Raw genomic sequence first — 15,840 nt, forward strand, 5'->3', positions numbered from 1 at the left:
CCGCACAGATCGCCGACGAACGAACGCATCGAGAGGGGGCTGGTGCATGGAAGGCTTCCGAGATGGATGAAGGGAGTTTGCGTCAGGTCGACGAAGCGACGGCTGCAGGCGTGACGTTGGAAACGCCGACGTCGACTTCGGCGCGCCGGGACTGGTGCGCCCTCCGTCGTCGGCGGTTCAGGACGACCAGAAACCATCCCGTCAGCAAAACCGCTGTTCCGATGTACCAGGCGTTGTACTTGGCGCTTGGATCGGATGCCGAAATGCCCGCCGAATACGCGACGTACACGAGCATTACGAGCGCCAACGCCGGAAGCACAGAAAGCATTGTCGCCGTGCCGGCGGGATGTTTCGACCAGACCAGCCGGATGTAGGCCGCGAGCATCGCGACGTAGGAGAGAACCAGGGTAATCGTGAAGGTGTCAATGTACCAGACGAGGTCTGCGAAGGGCCGTAGCCAGACGGCGAGTACGCCTGCGACGGCGAGCCCGAAGATCGCCGTCGATGGCGCCTGATGGCGGTTGGTGCGACAGACCCTCGCCGGCAGGTGTCCATCCTGCCCCATACGGTAAAGGGTCCGCGCCCCCGAGTTAAGCGATGCCTGCATGCCCGCGAAACTGGACGTCACGACGACAAGGGGGGCAATCCAGGTCAGCCAGCCCGGAAGATAGACGTCGGCCACGGTGGCGATAGGGCTTCCACCCGGAGCGGCGCTCGCCCTGGTGAGTTCCGGGATGGGAACTGCGAACTGCCAGCCGATGGCTGCGAGGCTGTACACGATCAGCGCGAGGCCTAGAACGAGCATGAGCGAGCGTTGCACTGTCCGCACGGGCACCTTCGATTCCTCGATGAAGTTGATCGCCGAGTCGAAGTTGGCGAGCATGAAGACGCCGAAGAGGACGCCCTGACCGACGGCCATCAGTCCGCCGGCGGCGCTGACCGAATAGAGGGACAGGATCGGCACGTCGTGGACCTGGGGAGCGACGATGCCACAGAGGCCAAGTCCCGCAACCACCACGATCTCGAACGCGAGCAGGACGCCGGCGATCTTCGCCGTCAACTCGACGCCGCGGTTGCTCACCACCGAGAACACCACGAGCATCACCGTGCCGATGATCCTCGCCTGGTAGTCCCCCTGAAGGGCGGGAAACAGCGCTTGGATGTATCGGGCTCCAATCACCGCGGTCAGTGGGGCGGTCGTGGCGGCCATGACCGTATACGTCCATCCGAGTACGGTCGCGGCGCCGGGATGTACGAAGCGTTCGGTGAAGGTGAACACGCCTCCGGCGGACGGAGCCTCGCGGACGAGACGGATCAGGCAGAACGCCAGGACGCACATTGGGAACAGGAAGGCGACGAGGATCGACAGCGGCGCAGCGTGCCCGACGACCCCATAGATGAGCGGTATCGCGGAGGCCGCGATGTAGCCTGGAGCGTTGAAGGCGAATGCGGCCAGTGTCACGTCGTAAGTGTTCAGCCGCCCCTTCTTGAGCTTGGTATCGACGTCCGTGATCGACCCGTCTTCATCATACCCGGTCAGGTCGTTGATCGTCGTCACGGCGAGCCGAGCGCGATGATGACTGGGTCGGGATCATGGGCCATATCTGCTCCTCGAGCTTTGAGCGGACCGCAAGCGCCCGATCCCGGCACCGGTTCGGCTAGGGTTTCGCCGGGTACCAGCTGTCGGGTTCGGGGTAGGCCCAGTCGTCGGGGAAGACGTAGGTCTCGAAGCACGTTGTCGTCGCGTCCTCGGTTCCGAAGAACGCGAAATGGTTTCGGCCCATCCAGCTGCCGGATTGAATCAGCTTGAAGCCCCTCCGGGCGAACTCCTCCAGTCGGGCCTCGAACGGGATGTTGTTGCAGTCATGAGCCGTGTGATGAACACCCTCACCGTGCCAGTCGAGGTGGTCCCTGAAGATCGTGTCGCCGGAAACTGGCTCTATAAGTTCCCAGATCATGTCGCCGACCTCGGCGAAGCAGACAGTAAGAACGAATTCGGCTGGTCGGCCACGGTACGTCTGATTGGCCGTGTTCTCGGGACTGAACGTGAAGATCCGCCATGGGCCTATGCCGAGCCGGCAAAGGCCCTCCATTGTGCGACGATGGTCCCGGGTGACGATGCACGTCTCGACCATCCTGCCCAGGAAGGATGTCACTCCTGTCTGTATTCCAGGCATTGCAGGATCTGCCTGTTCTCGAGGATCGTGCGCCATCGGATCGGCTTCCTAACGGGTGAAAGGCGGAATGCAGGTCGGCGCCGCCGTTGGATCGACTGATCTCACGACCGATCTGCGAAATTCAGGTCGCGCCTTCCACTTGCTGAAAAGCATTATCAGCGATCGCAATCTTCCAGGCTTAACCAGTTAAGCAGCGTCGGCCGATTGCAGGGCCTGCCCTTCGCAATCGCCGCCGGGATCGTATGTGCGCCTATCGTACGTCACCCCGCTGCCTGCGGTCCGCGCGAACCAGCCGAGTGCCTATCGCCCGGGGAGTGAACGAATCCGGTCAGGCGGACCCGTGAGATCGATCCGCCCGCAACGGGACGTCCGCCAACCCTGAGGACCACCGGTTGCCTTTGAGCTAAGTCATGTCGATGACGATGAGCAAAGCGCGTTGTCAGCTGGCTGCCGACGGTCGACTCGCAGCCTCGCCATCGTCGGCGCCCTTGGCGGCCGGACGGCGCTTCTTCGAGCCCGTCGCCGGCGCTGGTTACGACTTCGCCCATTGCCGGCGATATGGAGCGTATCCTGCGCCGTAATCATCTGCATCGCCCTTTCCGCGCCTGATCAGCCAACCGGTATGGTACCGACCGCATGAAATCGCTCAGCGAGTGCCGTGTTCGGCGAAATCACTGAGTGGCGGAAATCTCGACGTCGAGAGGTTCGGATGATGTCAGTAGGAACGACGAGGCCCAGGCGAAGTTTCGAGGGCCACTTCACGGCTCCGGGCGCCGCTGCAGTCGCGAGCTTGGAACGGGTATCGGGCGGTTCGGGCGTCGACCGACTTCGAGGTACCGCTAAAGCATTGACGCCTGCTGCCGGCGCGGGGTCGCAACTTCACGGTCCGTCCGATCCGACTTTACAACCGTTTCACTCCGGTCGGTGCGGCCGTCTCGGGCGGCGTCTGCACTTCTGCCAGGCCCTTTCCTGATCGCTTGACCATCGGGCCGGACACCGCGCCGACGGCGAATTTCATAGGAGAACGTCTTGACCATGATCAGCCCCGGTGCCGCCACGATTGAGGATCCGAAGCGTCAGATGGACTCGCCTGTTCTGGGCGCGACGATTGCGAGGGTCGGGGGGTGGACGATCACCGTCACGCTCGCGATCATCTTCTTATGGTTCGGCAGCTTGAAGTTCGTGCCGTTCGAGGCAGAGGGGCTGGTCCCGATCATCTCCAACAACCCTCTGATATCTTGGCTGTACGACCTATTCGGGGTGCACGGTGGCGCGAAGTTCCTTGGCGTATTCGAAATCACTACGGCCCTTTTGATCGCAGCGCGCGTCGTGGACCCGCGGGCGTCCGCATTGGGTGGAGCCATGGGCGCTTGGTCGTTCGTCCTCACCATGAGCTGCTTCTTCACCACGCCAGGGGTCATCGCCATGGGGCACGAAGGAACGCTCGAACTCTCGACGGCGCCCGGTGCCTTCCTGCTCAAGGACATCGGCCTCTTCGCGGCATGTCTCTGGTTGCTTGGCCAGTCGCTTGTCGAAGCTAGCGCGCGTCGGCGCTCGCGCTGACGGTCGCCGGACCGCGTGCCCCTTCCCCTCGGCACGCGGTCCGAAAATCCAGGCTCGCTGCCTTCGGCGTCTCTCCAGTCCTAGACGGCGGCTTCCGAGGAACCGCCGGCGCTATTCACGTCTGGCTGCAATAGCCGGGCCCGGGCTGGCGGCAAGGAGGTTCGGAACCCGTCGAACCGCATTCGATCCGTCGACGAAGGAACGATCATGATGCCGAATGTCGTAGTGCCCTCGTCACCCTTCAAGCGCTTCGCCGAGCACCTGTTGCGGAGCGCTCTCGTCACGGTGTTCATCGTGTTCGGCCTACAGAAGTTCTCGCCGATCGAAGCTAGAGGCATTGCGCCGCTTGTGAGCAACAGCCCGTTAACCTCATGGCTCAACGTTCTGGGCGTCGAGGGTGCCAGTATGGTGGTCGGCGCCTCCGAACTCACCTTCGGCGCCCTGCTCGCGGTCGGATTCTGGCGAGCTGGATCGAAGTTCGCATTGGCCGGCGCTGCCGGGTCCTGCCTGACCTTCCTCACTACGCTTAGCTTCCTCCTGACCACTCCAGGCGTGTTCGCTCCCGACGCCGCCCCGGTGATGTCGGCAGACGGCCTTTTCCTCCTCAAGGACATCGTCCTATTGGCCACGTCGGTGCTGATGCTCTCGATCAGTCTGGCCCAGCGCGGCGCGGACAGTAGGCGTCCCGCGCCCGCGTGGGTTTACGGGCCGCAGCCGGCGGCGGAGCCGGTCGATGACTGAAGCACTGGCAGTGCGGTCGGACGCTTTGCGGACTCTGCCCGCAAGCCCCCCCCGACGGGAGGACTCCAACCCGCTGATCCGCAAGCTGTCGCAGTTCGCGCAGCTGACGCAATCTGACCACGATGTTCTAGACGCACTCGCGGGGCCGGAGGAATGCTTTCCGGCTCATGTCGACATCGCGGGCGAGGGCGACGTGCCGCGATCGGTGTTCATGATGAAGGAGGGCATGGCGATCCGTTATCGCATGCTGCCCGACGGAGGACGGCAGATCATGACGTTCCTCCTTCCCGGGGATCTGTGCGATTCACACGCGTTCTTGCTGCGTTCCATGGATCATTCGATCGGCACCCTGACCCCCGTCCGGATCTCGCCGATCTCCCGGGACGGCATGATGGAGACCTATGCGCGCCGACCGCGTATCTCCGCAGCGCTCTGGTGGAGTTCGATGCAGGAGGAGGCGATGCTGCGCGAGCGTATCGTCTCGCTCGGGCGCCGCGACGCCCGAGCACGCATCGCCTATCTGTTTTGCGAGCTGCTCTGGCGCAACGCGGCGATCGGCCTCGCGGAAGGAGGGCGGTTCCAGTTCCCGCTGACCCAGACCCAACTCGGTGACACTCTCGGGATCACTCCTGTCCACGTGAACCGCATCCTGAAGGAGTATCGATTACGCGGTCTGATCTCGATGGAGCGACGGGTCGTCCATCTTCTGGATGTCCAGGGTCTTCAAGGCATCGCCTGCTTCGATCAGAGCTATCTGCAACTACGCGGTGCGACCGCCGACGTGGTTCGATATTGCGACGAACTCGAGAGACGCGAGCCATCTGCTGCACGCGCGAGCATCGGACACGCATCTCCGGGTGCCCCGGTCGCCCGGTCGGCGAGGCAAACCAGTTAAGCAATGCTAGCCGTCGAATCGACGTAAGCAGTCGATGCGAGCGGAAAAGCACGGTTTCAAACGAGAATGGCCGCATCCGCGGCTTAGGAGAAGCAGCATGACCGACCAGGATCGCCAAAAGGAGACCGTCCGACGCATCTACGCGAACTGCTGGAACATGGGCGACATGGCGAGCATCGACGACATTTTCGCGGTCGACGTCGAGCACGGTCACTTCCTACCGGGCTGGCCGAAGGGTCGGGAGGGTTTCAAGGCGCTCGTGCAGTTCTGGCGCAACGCCTTTCCGGACATCCGCGAAGACGTCGTGGAGATTCTTTCCGAAGGCAATCAGGTCGCCAGTCGTTTTCGGTTGCAGGGTACCCACCAGGGCGACTTCTACGGCATTCCCGGAACCGGGCGCACGGTGGACATATACGGCGCGGAAATCTTCCGGTTCAAAGACGGCATGGTCGTCGAGTACGTGTACCATGAGGACACGCTCGGCTTGTTCTTCCAGCTCGGCGTCCTTCCACTTGGCAACTCCGACATAGCTGGTGTCCTGACCAGAGCAGCGTAGGCAGTCGGGCTATACCGGCCTTTCTCCTTTCTTCGAACCCGATCCGGCCCGCATAGGGCCGTAAGCAACCAGTGACATGTCCAAGCCATCCGTCGAGCTGTCCGGAAGGACCGCCATCGTCACGGGCGGCAGCCGGGGAATCTGCTATGCGGTCGCGGTCGCCGTCGCCGTCGCCGTCGCCGACGCGGACGTGCATCAGGCGCCGAAAGGTTGCGGCATCCCGTGGTAGGTTTGATCAGTCGTGTTCTCCGGGCTGAAGGTGAAGACCCGCCAAGGGCCGACACCGAGGCGCTACAGGCCTGCCATGCATCGACAGTGATCACGGGTGACGATGCAGGTTTTGACCATCCTGCCGAGGAACGTCCCGTGCTCGGCCGCAGCCGCACTGCCGGAGATCAGCTGATGATCGGGATCGTGGCCATGGTTTCCGTTTCCCAAGAGAAGATGGTGGGCGAACGTATTGGGAAACCGGTACCGGACGACACCGCCAGGTGACCGGCATGGCACCTGATAGGGTGACGTCAGGCAGACGAACAGTATCATCAAGCAGGAGTGTCCGGGCCAGCCCTATTCGGGTCTACGCCCTGCGGTCAGAGAGCTGCAGGACGGACCCGCCGAGCCCGGACTCGTCGCCGCCGACGCCGGCGCTGCATGATCACGCGGGCGGGACGATCGAACCGCACACGATCATCGGTCTGGTTCTCTGGGAACGGTCGGTGGCCGTCCGCGCTCGCGCGCCACCCGTGCGCGATCCGCTTCGGGGGTGTGTTTCGGGACCCTGTCTCCCGCTATGATGTTCACGCGGCTGTCAAACTCGTCGTCACCGCAGCGACGGGCATCCTCCCGCTGGAGACTGCCCTCCAGGTTGGATTGCGGCGACATCGGCTTCCAGGGCTCTGGCGCCTTCGGGTGAGTGCGTGGCGGATCACCGCCGATGTCTTCGCTGGTGCTCTCGTCCATGAGTTGATCTCCTTTTCACCAAATCGGCCGGCACACCCCTTGAAAATCGTTCGGGCCGTCCGGTCCGGACGGCGTTGACCAGCCGACGATGGACGGGACCGCCGACAGACGATCGCGATCACGCGGTCCGAGGGCAGGTCGCCGAACGACAGCCGAGGCCGCCGCCGTGCCGGGCCCGCTGGCCGCGCAGACGTCCGGTCGTGGCCAGCACCAGGCCGCTGGACGGATGGAGATGGGGCTCCGCGGACCTTCAAAGAGGCGTGGAACGAATTGAGAACCTGCCCCAAGCATCGTCCGCTTGGCATCGCTGCCCGCGGACGGCAGGGTCGTCGGGCTCTCACTGAGCGTCGGCATCGGTGCAGGCCTCCGCGACCTGCCGGGCGTGATCGTCGGGAATGTCCGGTGCTCCATCGTCGCGCTCGCCAACGATCCGACCCGTCTCCACCACCGCTCCCTCGGTAAGCGTCCGGTGGACGGGACAGCGATCGGCAATTTCAAGCAGAAGTTCTTCCTGCGCCGCGTCGATGCGACCCTCGAATCGGAGCCGGCGTGTGAAAGTCTCTCGCGACGTGACGGTTCTGCCGGTATGCCCCACTTCGACGATCGTCCGTTCCAGGGGCCAACCTTTGCGATCCGCATACATCCGGCACGTCATCGCCGTGCACGCCGCGAGACCGGCCGCGATCAGGTCGTAGGGTGACGGTCCCGACGCCAGCCCTCCGACGCTCGTCGGCTCGTCGACGAGGAAACTTCCGGAACGACTAACGACCTTCACCTGGAACTTGCCAATGCCGGTTTCCTCGACGCGTAGACCACGAACGGGGGGCACCGGTTGGGTCACCGCGATGTCGAGATAGCGGCGCGACCACGCCCCGATTACCTCTGCGGCGTAGACGGCGTCCCTTCCCTGTCGGAGCAGATGATCGGCGTGATCGAGCGAGACGAAGCTCTTCGGGTGACGCGCCGCCTGGAAGATTTCGGAAGCGTTGGTGATCGAGACGACCTCGTCCAGCGGCGAGTGCAGGATCAGCAGGGCTCGGCCGAGCTCGGCGATACGGCTGTGCTGACGCTGCGCTCGGATGTCGTCGACGAACTCGGAGCCGAGGAGGAACTCCCTTCCACCTATGGAGACGGGGATGCGGTCGTCGCCCGAGACGTCGATCAGGGCGTCGCCGAGATGGGTGAGGATGTGCCCGGCGTCGAAAGGAGCGCCGATGACCGCGACCGCCTTCACGTCCCCGAGCGCCCCAGCCGCCGCAAGTACCGCCGCTCCCCCGAAACTGTGACCGATAAGAAGCTGAGGCGCCATCCCTGCGCCTGCCATAGCCGCGACGGCGGAGACGATGTCTTTGACGTCGCCCGACAACCCGCGTCCGAATTCACCCTCGCTTTCGCCAAGACCGGTGAAGTCGAAACGCAGGACGCCGATCCCGTCCTGCGCCAGCCTGCGGCTCACCTTAACCGCCGCGAGCGAGGTCTTGTCGCAGGTAAAGCAATGCGCGAAGACGGCATATGCACGGACGGGCACGTTTCCGGTTTCGAGGATCCCAGCAAGCGCGATGCCGGCGTCGTTCGTAAAGGCGAACTCGGTGCTGGCCACGGTCTGAACGCGCTCCGCTACTGTCCGCCCACCGGCGGTGGGCGCGCCTTCAATCCATGCGCGACTCCATTCCTACATGCGGCGGCGGCTGTCGGAAATCCTTCGGCACCGGATTAAAGCATTGATTCCACGTCGATCGAGCGCTTTGCGGGCATTTTCGAGCCTATCCTGCTTCGTAATTTCGCCTGGCACGCTTTGCGTGATCAAGCCCATCCTCGCCATGATACCGAAGTACTGGATCGAGAGGCCGAGGTCCTTGCAGCGAATGCTTGAGGCACCAGGATGTTCGACCCTGAAAGTCTGCCGTTGCGGTCGAAACGACCTCGATCACGATTCCCGCGGGTGTTTTGTCCATGATGGTGATCGAATCGGCCATGCACTTTACGCGCCTGGTTCCCCGGCCGCCCGATCGGATTCCGTTCGTTACGGCGATCGGCACGAACCGCCGGCGCGGCGGCCTACCGCAGTTTTCCCCGCCGAACGAAGGTCCGGACCTGGTTTCGAGCGGCGCCGTCCCGTCGTCGGGCATCAACGCCGCGTCGAGCCCTCGCACCATGCAGCACAGAGGAACACGCCATGGACACGACCAAATACGGTGCACCCGCCACCCAGACCGATCCCGGAAGTGAGAGGGCCGTCATCGGCCTCGGTGCCACGATCGAAAGGGCCGGAGGCTGGACGATCACGATCGCTCTTACGATCATCTTCCTCTGGTTCGGCGGCATGAAGTTCACACCCTTCGAAGCGGCGGGGCTCGAACCGATAATCTCCAATAATCCGCTGATCTCGTGGCTCTACGCGCTATTCGGCGTACAGGGCGGTGCCAGGTTCCTGGGCGTATTCGAGATCGTCACGGGCCTGCTGATCGCAGCCCGTTTCGTCGACCCCCGTGCCTCGGTTCTAGGCGGGGCGATGGGTGCCTGGTCCTTCATCCTCACCTTAAGTTGCATGTTCACCACCCCCGGCGTGATCGCGGCGGGCCATGAGGGCACGCTGAACCTGTCCACGGCACCGGGGTCGTTCCTCGTTAAGGACATCGTGCTCTTCGCGGCTTGCCTCTGGTTGGCCGGCCGTTCTTTGGTGGAAGCTAGCAGTCGTCAGCGCCTGCGCTGACAACCGCCGGACCGCGCGCCCTTGCCCCCCCCGGGGGCGTGCGGTCCGAATACCCGATGCGTCCCTGCTTGACTCGTCTCAAAGACGCGTGCGGCGGAGAAGGGGATGATCCGCGAGTCGTCCGAGGGTCTGCACTGTTCGCGTGCGTTGCGACATCATGATCCCGTACCGGGTCGGGGATCACGTGACTCTCATCATGATTGGAACGAGGCTCTCCACGCCCGTGACGATGATCTGCACCCCGACGCTGAGCAGCAGGAAGGCGACGAGACGGGAGACGACCCTTGCACCGCTGGGGCCGAGGATCCGCCCCACGCGGTCCGACCAGCGGTAACAGAGCCATATCAGGGCGGCGATGCACAGTGCCGCCGCGCTCACCCCGCCGAAGAAGGAGAGAGTGCCGACCCCTTCGGCAGGCCGTTGTGAAGACAGTGCGATCGCCACCGCGATCGAGCCCGGTCCGGTGGTGAACGGCATCGTCAGCGGAAAAAAGGCGACATCGTCCAAGCAGTCCTGCGCGCTCGCGGCGGCATCGGCCTTGCGTATTTCGTGCTCCTGAGGCTGCATGAGCAGTTCCCAGGCCCGGACGGCGACGACGAGGCCGCCCGCGATCCGCAACGCTCCGAGGCTTACGCCGAAGAAAGCGAGGAGGTAGCCCCCGAGCCACAGAGACCCGAGCAGGACGGCTGCCGAGTAGAGCGCGATCCGGGTGGCGAGATGATGCCGCTCGGCTTGCGACCGGTCCGCAGTCACGTCGTTAAAGATGAGCGCCGAGCCCAACGGATTAACGATCGAGAACAACGCGGGAAAGGCCAGGAGGAAGGCACCGATCCAACTGGTCAAAGGCAGAGGATCTGCGTTCATCGGCTCTGAGCCTTCAGCTCATCGCGAGGTTCGTAATCAGTCATGCTTCGTCAGCCTCGGTGCCAGCTTCCTGCATTCGCCGGACATAGTCCCAGGGTCGACCGAGACGCCATCGTCAAGCAGGTCCGTCCCCGGTCATCCGATGTCGGACATCTTACGGCGACAAATTTGGGGCTTGCCACGGCGTTCGGCGCTCCGGACCAGATCCGCCGATGTCCGCAACCTTCAGGGCAGCCAAGGTGGCGTCCCTGCCGACACTGCAGCCCGCTGATACGGATCCCATGCCCGGTGGGCAACGAATTTCCTTCAGGCAGACGACAGCAGTCTCGTCTGAAACGCACCTTTTGCAGCACTAATTGGCGTTTCCTGCGCTGTAATCACCCGTCACACAGTTTTAGAAGGGTTCTCGCCCGGTAGTAGGATATTTAAACGAGCGTCGAACAGAAGACGAGCAGGATGGCGTTTTAACGCTGGTGGACCGGTCTAGTTGCTTCGTGGCAGGTGGAACAACTTCGCAAATGGCGTTAGAACTCGCCGAGGGAGGACTTCGTGGCCAGTCTTCGGCCTTGTGGGCAGTCGATGGAGGGTGGCCGCGGCACGATGCTGTCAATCCGCTGGCTCGCAAGCTGTCGAACTCCACTAAGCTGTCGCGATCCGACCGGGATTTTCTGGAAACGCTTACGACCGGCGAGGAATGCTTCGCAGCGGATATCGACGTGGCGAGCGAAGGCGATGCACCCGGCTCGGTGTTCGCCGTCAAGGAAGGGATGGCGATCCGCTATCGCGACCTGCCCGACGGCAGATGGCAGATGGCAGATCAAGACCTTCCTGCTGCCGGGAGATCTAAGTGCGTCGCAACCCTGTCTGGGGCGGTCGATGGACCATTCGATCGGCACGCTAACGCCGTTGCGAATTGCCCGCATAACGCGAGAGTCGATGATGGAGAACTTCGCAGGGCGGCCTCGGTTGGGCGGAGGCACCCGTCCGTTACCCGGTTCCCTCGAAACATGTCCTGCAACCTCAACCCGGGAGAGCCTCGATGACCGATCAAGACCGCGATAAGGCCACTGTTAAGCGGATCTACGCCAGCTGTTGGAACCAAGGCGATATGGACAGCGTGGACGAGATCTTCGCATCCGACGTGAAGCATGGCCATTTCCTGCCCGGATGGCCGACCGGGCGTGAGGGGTTCAAGACGCTTGTCCGTTTCTGGCGCACGGCCTTTCCCGATATCCGTGAGGACGTCGTCGAGCTGATCGCTGAAGGGGACCAGGTCGCGAGTCGCTTCCGGCTGCAGGGCACCCACACGGGCGACTTTTACGGAATACCCGGCACGGGGCGCGCCGTCGACATCTACGGTGCCGAGATATTCCGGTTCAGAGCCGGCAAGGTCGTCGAGTACGTCTATCACGAAGACACGCTTGGGCTGTTCTTCCAGCTCGGCGTGCTGCCGCTCGGCAACTCGGATATCGCCGGCGTCTTGACGAAGGTGGGCTGAGCATGGCCATCCCGATCATCGACCTGTCGGGACGGACCGCCGTTGTCACGGGTGCAAGCCGGGGCATCGGCTACGCGATTGCGAAGGCTTTCGCCGACGCCGGAGCGAAGGTCCACATCGTCGCTGAAAGCGACGATGTGGACCAGGCGGCCCTCCGGATGCGGTCACCCACGGGCGGGCGGGTCACCGGTCATCGTTGCGACATCACCGACCGCGCCGCGGTCGAGAGGTTCGCGATCGAGGTCCCGGCGCCCGACATCCTGGTCAACAACGCCGGGCTCGAGGGCCTCACCTGGATCGCCGACCCGTCGCCCGAAACCCTGGCACTCGTCGAGCGGATCAGTCGGATAAATATTGTCGGCACCTGGTCGATCACGCAGGCTTTGCTGCCTCGCATGCCACGCGGCGCGTCGATAATCTGCACCGCGTCGATCTGGTCGCGAACCGCCGAGCCGGGGTTCTCAGCCTACGCCGCGTCCAAGCACGCTACGCTCGGCCTTGTGCGGACCTGGGCCAAGGAACTCGGTCCGCGCGGCATTCGCGTCAATGCGGTGGCGCCCGGGTGGGTCCGCACGGAGGCGGCGCTGCGTTCGCTCGATCACCTCGTCGAGGCCACCGGGCAGACAAGGGACTCGATCCTCGACGGCATTACTGCGCAACAGTCGCTGCCGGGGTTCATCGAGCCGGCCGACGTAACTGGCGCCTTTCTGTTCCTGGCAAGCGATCTGTCGGCGAGCATCACCGGGCAGTCCATTCAGGTCGATCGAGGCGCCGTCCACGCCTGAGGCACACATGCGGCGTGGCGCGGTCATGAAGAAAGCAGTGTTTGGCTGTCAGCCGGATATCTTCGGACTGGAGGACCGCTGCGTCGGCGGCGGCCCAAAATCCGACAGTCGGCTGCATGGCATCGAGCGCACGAAGAGGTGTCGCGCGATTTCGTTCGTCGGCATGTCCGGCAAGGAGTTTCCCGAGTGGCGATCGTTTCAGCGGGCCTGTATCAAGGAGGCGCGCGTGGGCGCTCGGTCATGCTGGACGAGACGATCGACTACCCCGACGATCGCTCCAGCTTTGTCTGGATCGACGTCGCCGACCCTAGCCCGCAGGAGATGCAGACGCTTGCGGCTCGCTACGGGCTCCATCCGCTTTCAGTCGCCGACGCCCTGAAAGCGCACCAGTCACCGAAACTAAACGTATACGGCGATCAGCTGTTCGTCATCGCTTGTGCCGCCGGTCTTAACGACAGGCGGGTCTACTTCAGCGAGACGGCGGTATTCGTCGGCCACAGTCATGTCATAACTGTTCGTCTCGGAGCACTGACCGAGGATCAGGTGGGAGTTCGTGATCACCTGGAGGCGGCACCTTCTCTCCTAGTCCACGGTGTCCACTATGTCGTCCACGCGATTCTCGACTCGATCGTCGATGACTACCTGCCTCTGGTCGAAATGCTGGAAGAGGAGGTGATTGCGATGGAGCGGCGGACGCTCGACAGTTTCCTCGAGCGTCGCGATGTGCTGCGCATCTTCGACATGCGGCACGACCTCACGCGCCTAAGCCGCGTCCTGCGGTCGATGGGCGAGATCGCGAGCAAACTCGTCAGTCTCGACTTGCCTTGTCTCGACCCGACCGTGCGCCCCTACTTCCGCGATGTCTTGGATCACATCGGACACATCCTGGCGACCGTCGACGGCCTACGGGAGGTCCTTACTTCGGTGTTCGAGATCAGCAGCCTGCTGGAACAGCAGCGGACGGGCGACATCACGCGGAAACTCGCTGCCTGGGCAGCCATACTGGCCGTTCCAACGGCGGTTGCTGGTATCTACGGGATGAATTTCGTTTACATGCCGGAGTTGAAGACGCACTACGGCTACTTCGTGGTCCTTGCGGGCATGGCGGTTGCCTGCGGCACCCTGTATTTACGTTTCAAGCGCGCGACGTGGCTCTAAAGGTTGCGATCGTCGTTCGCGGCCATCTCGACGTCAGCGAACCCACCGTTCGGAGTGGATTTCAGGAATTCGGCGATGGTCGACATGCGTCATCGCGCGCCGCCGCCGTTGCGACGGCTCCGGCACCGCGTCTGCCATCGCGGAACGCCCCCGAACAAGATGATCAGTGCATCGTTCCTCTGGCGAACGGCGAGGATTTTGTCCGCGTCCGACCCGATTGGTTCGGACATTGTCCGGCGATGTTCCGGTAGGTCCACATCGGTCGGACGCGTCGGTCGTAGCCACCTCGGACGATTGGAAAAACTAAACTGGTTTCGCTGCTCATTTGATGGGGACCCCTAAAAAGGGCGAATGCACTCCCATTCCAACCCTGAAGGCCGCGCCGCTCTGGTGCTTTGCGAGAGTCTGATGATCATTCTCGTGGATGGGACGGCGCCGGGAAGTCGGTCGAGCATGTCGTCGACGTCAAAACAGACAGTAACGTGGTCGGCTTGATGTCGGTCGGCCTGCTTCGTGGCATCGAGAGCAGTCTTGCGGTCGCCGGCGGCAGCCGATCGGAACATCCGTGATGGAAGTCGACATCGCACGGCAGATCGCGCGGTTCACCGCCGGATCAGACGACCCCCGCGATATCGCGGGCCGGGTTCTGGAAGGCATCGCGAGCGCCCCTGACGAAGCGATCTTCGTCCTGACGACGGCGCGTCGTGCCGCCGACGAGGCGGCTGCATCGGCAACGCGTTATCAAGATGGCCACGATATCGGACTGTTGGACGGCGTTCCCATCGCCTGGAAGGATCTGTTTGATCTCAAGGGCGAGGTGACGCGGGCCGGATCCCACACCCTCGGGAACACGCCGTCCGAGGAGGACGCGCTGCTTGTGCATCGCCTCGCGCAGGCTGGTGCAGTGACGGTCGGCAAGCTCAATCTCACGGAGTTCGCGTTCTCGGTGCTCGGGTTGAACCCGCACTTCGGAACGCCCCGAAATCCCTGGTCCGACGAGCCGCGTGTCCCTGGCGGCTCTTCGTCGGGCTGCGGCACCGCAGTCGCGCGAGGGCTGGTGCCAATCGCGGTCGGCACCGACACGAGCGGGTCGATACGTGTGCCGGCGGCTTTCAACGGGGTCGTCGGCTTCAAGCCATCGAGTCAGCGTTGGCCACTCGATGGCTGCTTCCCGCTGTCGGAGACGCTCGATACAGCGGGCGTGATCTGCGGCACGCTCTCGGACGCCATCGTCGTCGACGCCGCCGCGCGAGGGATCCGCGCCCCCGAACTGCGCCGTGGAACGATCCAAGGGGTTCACATCGTCGTGCCGTCCAACGCGGTATGGGATGGCACCGAGACCGCAGTTCGGATGAACGCCGAAGCCGCGCTCGTCCGTCTCGCCGATGCCGGTGCGAAGGTCGAGCATCGTGCCATTCCGACCCTCGACGCGGTGCTTGCGCTCAACGAACGGTATGGCACGCTCGTCACGCTCGAGGCGTACCGCCTGCATGCGCACCGGTTAGCGACAGACGCGGCGTGCATCGACCGGCAGGTGTTCGCGCGTATGATCCGTGGCGCGGATATCGATGCGGAGGCCGAGGCGGCGATACGCGCGGCGCGGCTGTGCTTGACTGCGGAACTTGAGGCGTTGTTTGATGGAGGCACGCTGCTTGCGTTCCCCACCGTTCCGCACGTCGCACCGCTGCTCGTTCCGCTCGAGACCGACGACGCTCTATTCGCCGCCACCAACATGCGGACGATGCGCAACACGGCCCTGGGCAATTTCCTCGACTGGTGCAGTGTGTCGATCCCGAGCGGCAGCGACCAGCGAGGGCTCCCGACCGCGCTCATGCTGTCGAGCGGCCCCGGGCGCGACAATCACCTGCTCGCCGCCGCGCTTGCCGCCGAGCCATTGATACGACCCGCTCTCAATCATTGAGGACCCGAT

At 63.5% G+C, this 15,840-nt stretch carries 15 protein-coding genes; 11 read left to right on the plus strand and 4 right to left on the minus strand.

Going from position 1 to position 15,840, the window contains the following annotated elements:
• Positions 1 to 82 precede the first annotated feature (82 nt).
• Together KZX46_RS06445 and KZX46_RS06450 are read right to left on the minus strand one after the other, a co-directional pair.
• Positions 83 to 1,558, minus strand: coding sequence for an APC family permease (locus KZX46_RS06445; protein WP_219775950.1), 1,476 nt, complete (start codon positions 1,556 to 1,558; stop codon positions 83 to 85).
• 100 nt (positions 1,559 to 1,658) lie between these two features.
• Positions 1,659 to 2,213: a VOC family protein gene (locus tag KZX46_RS06450; protein WP_219775951.1), complete on the minus strand. Its 555-nt coding sequence runs from the start codon at positions 2,211 to 2,213 to the stop codon at positions 1,659 to 1,661.
• Positions 2,214 to 3,212: 999 nt separating this feature from the next.
• Here KZX46_RS06450 and KZX46_RS06455 point away from each other — a divergent pair.
• The 6 genes from KZX46_RS06455 to KZX46_RS06480 all read left to right on the plus strand — a co-directional run bounded on the left by KZX46_RS06455 (position 3,213) and on the right by KZX46_RS06480 (position 6,427).
• On the plus strand, positions 3,213 to 3,740 hold the full coding sequence (locus tag KZX46_RS06455) for a YkgB family protein (protein ID WP_226896257.1): 528 nt from the start codon (positions 3,213 to 3,215) through the stop codon (positions 3,738 to 3,740).
• A 207-nt stretch (positions 3,741 to 3,947) separates the two neighbouring features.
• Positions 3,948 to 4,481, plus strand: a complete 534-nt coding sequence (locus tag KZX46_RS06460; protein WP_219775952.1) for a DUF417 family protein — start codon at positions 3,948 to 3,950, stop codon at positions 4,479 to 4,481.
• The gene (locus KZX46_RS06465; RefSeq protein ID WP_219775953.1) at positions 4,474 to 5,376 is read left to right on the plus strand and encodes a Crp/Fnr family transcriptional regulator; all 903 of its coding nucleotides are present in this window, start codon (positions 4,474 to 4,476) and stop codon (positions 5,374 to 5,376) included. The genes KZX46_RS06460 and KZX46_RS06465 overlap by 8 nt, the downstream gene beginning before the upstream one ends.
• Before the next feature lie 97 nt (positions 5,377 to 5,473).
• A complete protein-coding gene (locus tag KZX46_RS06470) occupies positions 5,474 to 5,932 on the plus strand; it encodes an ester cyclase (protein ID WP_216710040.1) in 459 nt (152 codons plus the stop codon).
• A gap of 76 nt (positions 5,933 to 6,008) precedes the next feature.
• The gene (locus KZX46_RS06475; protein ID WP_216710041.1) at positions 6,009 to 6,161 is read left to right on the plus strand and encodes a hypothetical protein; all 153 of its coding nucleotides are present in this window, start codon (positions 6,009 to 6,011) and stop codon (positions 6,159 to 6,161) included.
• Positions 6,155 to 6,427: a hypothetical protein gene (locus KZX46_RS06480; protein ID WP_219775954.1), complete on the plus strand. Its 273-nt coding sequence runs from the start codon at positions 6,155 to 6,157 to the stop codon at positions 6,425 to 6,427. The genes KZX46_RS06475 and KZX46_RS06480 overlap by 7 nt, the downstream gene beginning before the upstream one ends.
• A gap of 802 nt (positions 6,428 to 7,229) precedes the next feature.
• On the opposite strand, the gene KZX46_RS06485 is transcribed toward KZX46_RS06480, so the two are convergent.
• A complete protein-coding gene (locus KZX46_RS06485) occupies positions 7,230 to 8,492 on the minus strand; it encodes a bifunctional alpha/beta hydrolase/OsmC family protein (RefSeq protein WP_219775955.1) in 1,263 nt (420 codons plus the stop codon).
• A 576-nt stretch (positions 8,493 to 9,068) separates the two neighbouring features.
• Here KZX46_RS06485 and KZX46_RS06490 point away from each other — a divergent pair.
• Positions 9,069 to 9,605: a YkgB family protein gene (locus KZX46_RS06490; protein ID WP_219775956.1), complete on the plus strand. Its 537-nt coding sequence runs from the start codon at positions 9,069 to 9,071 to the stop codon at positions 9,603 to 9,605.
• A gap of 180 nt (positions 9,606 to 9,785) precedes the next feature.
• Here the strand turns inward: KZX46_RS06490 and KZX46_RS06495 are convergent, their stop codons facing one another.
• Positions 9,786 to 10,469 carry a MarC family protein gene (locus KZX46_RS06495; protein WP_219775957.1) on the minus strand — a complete coding sequence of 228 codons (684 nt, stop codon included), beginning with the start codon at positions 10,467 to 10,469 and terminating at the stop codon, positions 9,786 to 9,788.
• A gap of 1,039 nt (positions 10,470 to 11,508) precedes the next feature.
• On the opposite strand from KZX46_RS06495, the gene KZX46_RS06500 reads away from it, so the two are divergent.
• The 4 genes from KZX46_RS06500 (at position 11,509) to KZX46_RS06515 (ending at position 15,831) form a co-directional block, all read left to right on the plus strand.
• Positions 11,509 to 11,967: an ester cyclase gene (locus tag KZX46_RS06500; RefSeq protein ID WP_216710047.1), complete on the plus strand. Its 459-nt coding sequence runs from the start codon at positions 11,509 to 11,511 to the stop codon at positions 11,965 to 11,967.
• 2 nt (positions 11,968 to 11,969) lie between these two features.
• Positions 11,970 to 12,752, plus strand: coding sequence for an SDR family NAD(P)-dependent oxidoreductase (locus KZX46_RS06505; protein ID WP_216710048.1), 783 nt, complete (start codon positions 11,970 to 11,972; stop codon positions 12,750 to 12,752).
• Between the two features lie 186 nt (positions 12,753 to 12,938).
• Positions 12,939 to 13,910: a magnesium and cobalt transport protein CorA gene (locus tag KZX46_RS06510; RefSeq protein ID WP_219775958.1), complete on the plus strand. Its 972-nt coding sequence runs from the start codon at positions 12,939 to 12,941 to the stop codon at positions 13,908 to 13,910.
• Positions 13,911 to 14,478: 568 nt separating this feature from the next.
• Complete coding sequence (locus KZX46_RS06515) at positions 14,479 to 15,831, plus strand: amidase family protein (RefSeq protein WP_219775959.1); 1,353 nt, start codon at positions 14,479 to 14,481, stop codon at positions 15,829 to 15,831.
• The last annotated feature ends 9 nt before the right edge of the window (positions 15,832 to 15,840 follow it).

The sequence above is a fragment of the Polymorphobacter sp. PAMC 29334 genome, from assembly GCF_019431245.1.
GTDB classification, from domain to species: domain Bacteria; phylum Pseudomonadota; class Alphaproteobacteria; order Sphingomonadales; family Sphingomonadaceae; genus Polymorphobacter_B; species Polymorphobacter_B megasporae.

Bases quoted from the DNA above. Each gene is read 5' to 3' on its own strand.
- KZX46_RS06490 (WP_219775956.1), top strand. From the start codon at position 9,069: ATGGACACGACCAAATACGGTGCACCCGCCACCCAGACCGATCCCGGA.
- KZX46_RS06460 (WP_219775952.1), top strand. From the start codon at position 3,948: ATGATGCCGAATGTCGTAGTGCCCTCGTCACCCTTCAAGCGCTTCGCC.
- KZX46_RS06455 (WP_226896257.1), top strand. From the start codon at position 3,213: ATGATCAGCCCCGGTGCCGCCACGATTGAGGATCCGAAGCGTCAGATG.
- KZX46_RS06470 (WP_216710040.1), top strand. From the start codon at position 5,474: ATGACCGACCAGGATCGCCAAAAGGAGACCGTCCGACGCATCTACGCG.
- KZX46_RS06475 (WP_216710041.1), top strand. From the start codon at position 6,009: ATGTCCAAGCCATCCGTCGAGCTGTCCGGAAGGACCGCCATCGTCACG.
- KZX46_RS06500 (WP_216710047.1), top strand. From the start codon at position 11,509: ATGACCGATCAAGACCGCGATAAGGCCACTGTTAAGCGGATCTACGCC.
- KZX46_RS06505 (WP_216710048.1), top strand. From the start codon at position 11,970: ATGGCCATCCCGATCATCGACCTGTCGGGACGGACCGCCGTTGTCACG.
- KZX46_RS06450 (WP_219775951.1), bottom strand. From the start codon at position 2,213: ATGGCGCACGATCCTCGAGAACAGGCAGATCCTGCAATGCCTGGAATA.
- KZX46_RS06495 (WP_219775957.1), bottom strand. From the start codon at position 10,469: ATGAACGCAGATCCTCTGCCTTTGACCAGTTGGATCGGTGCCTTCCTC.
- KZX46_RS06465 (WP_219775953.1), top strand. From the start codon at position 4,474: ATGACTGAAGCACTGGCAGTGCGGTCGGACGCTTTGCGGACTCTGCCC.
- KZX46_RS06515 (WP_219775959.1), top strand. From the start codon at position 14,479: ATGGAAGTCGACATCGCACGGCAGATCGCGCGGTTCACCGCCGGATCA.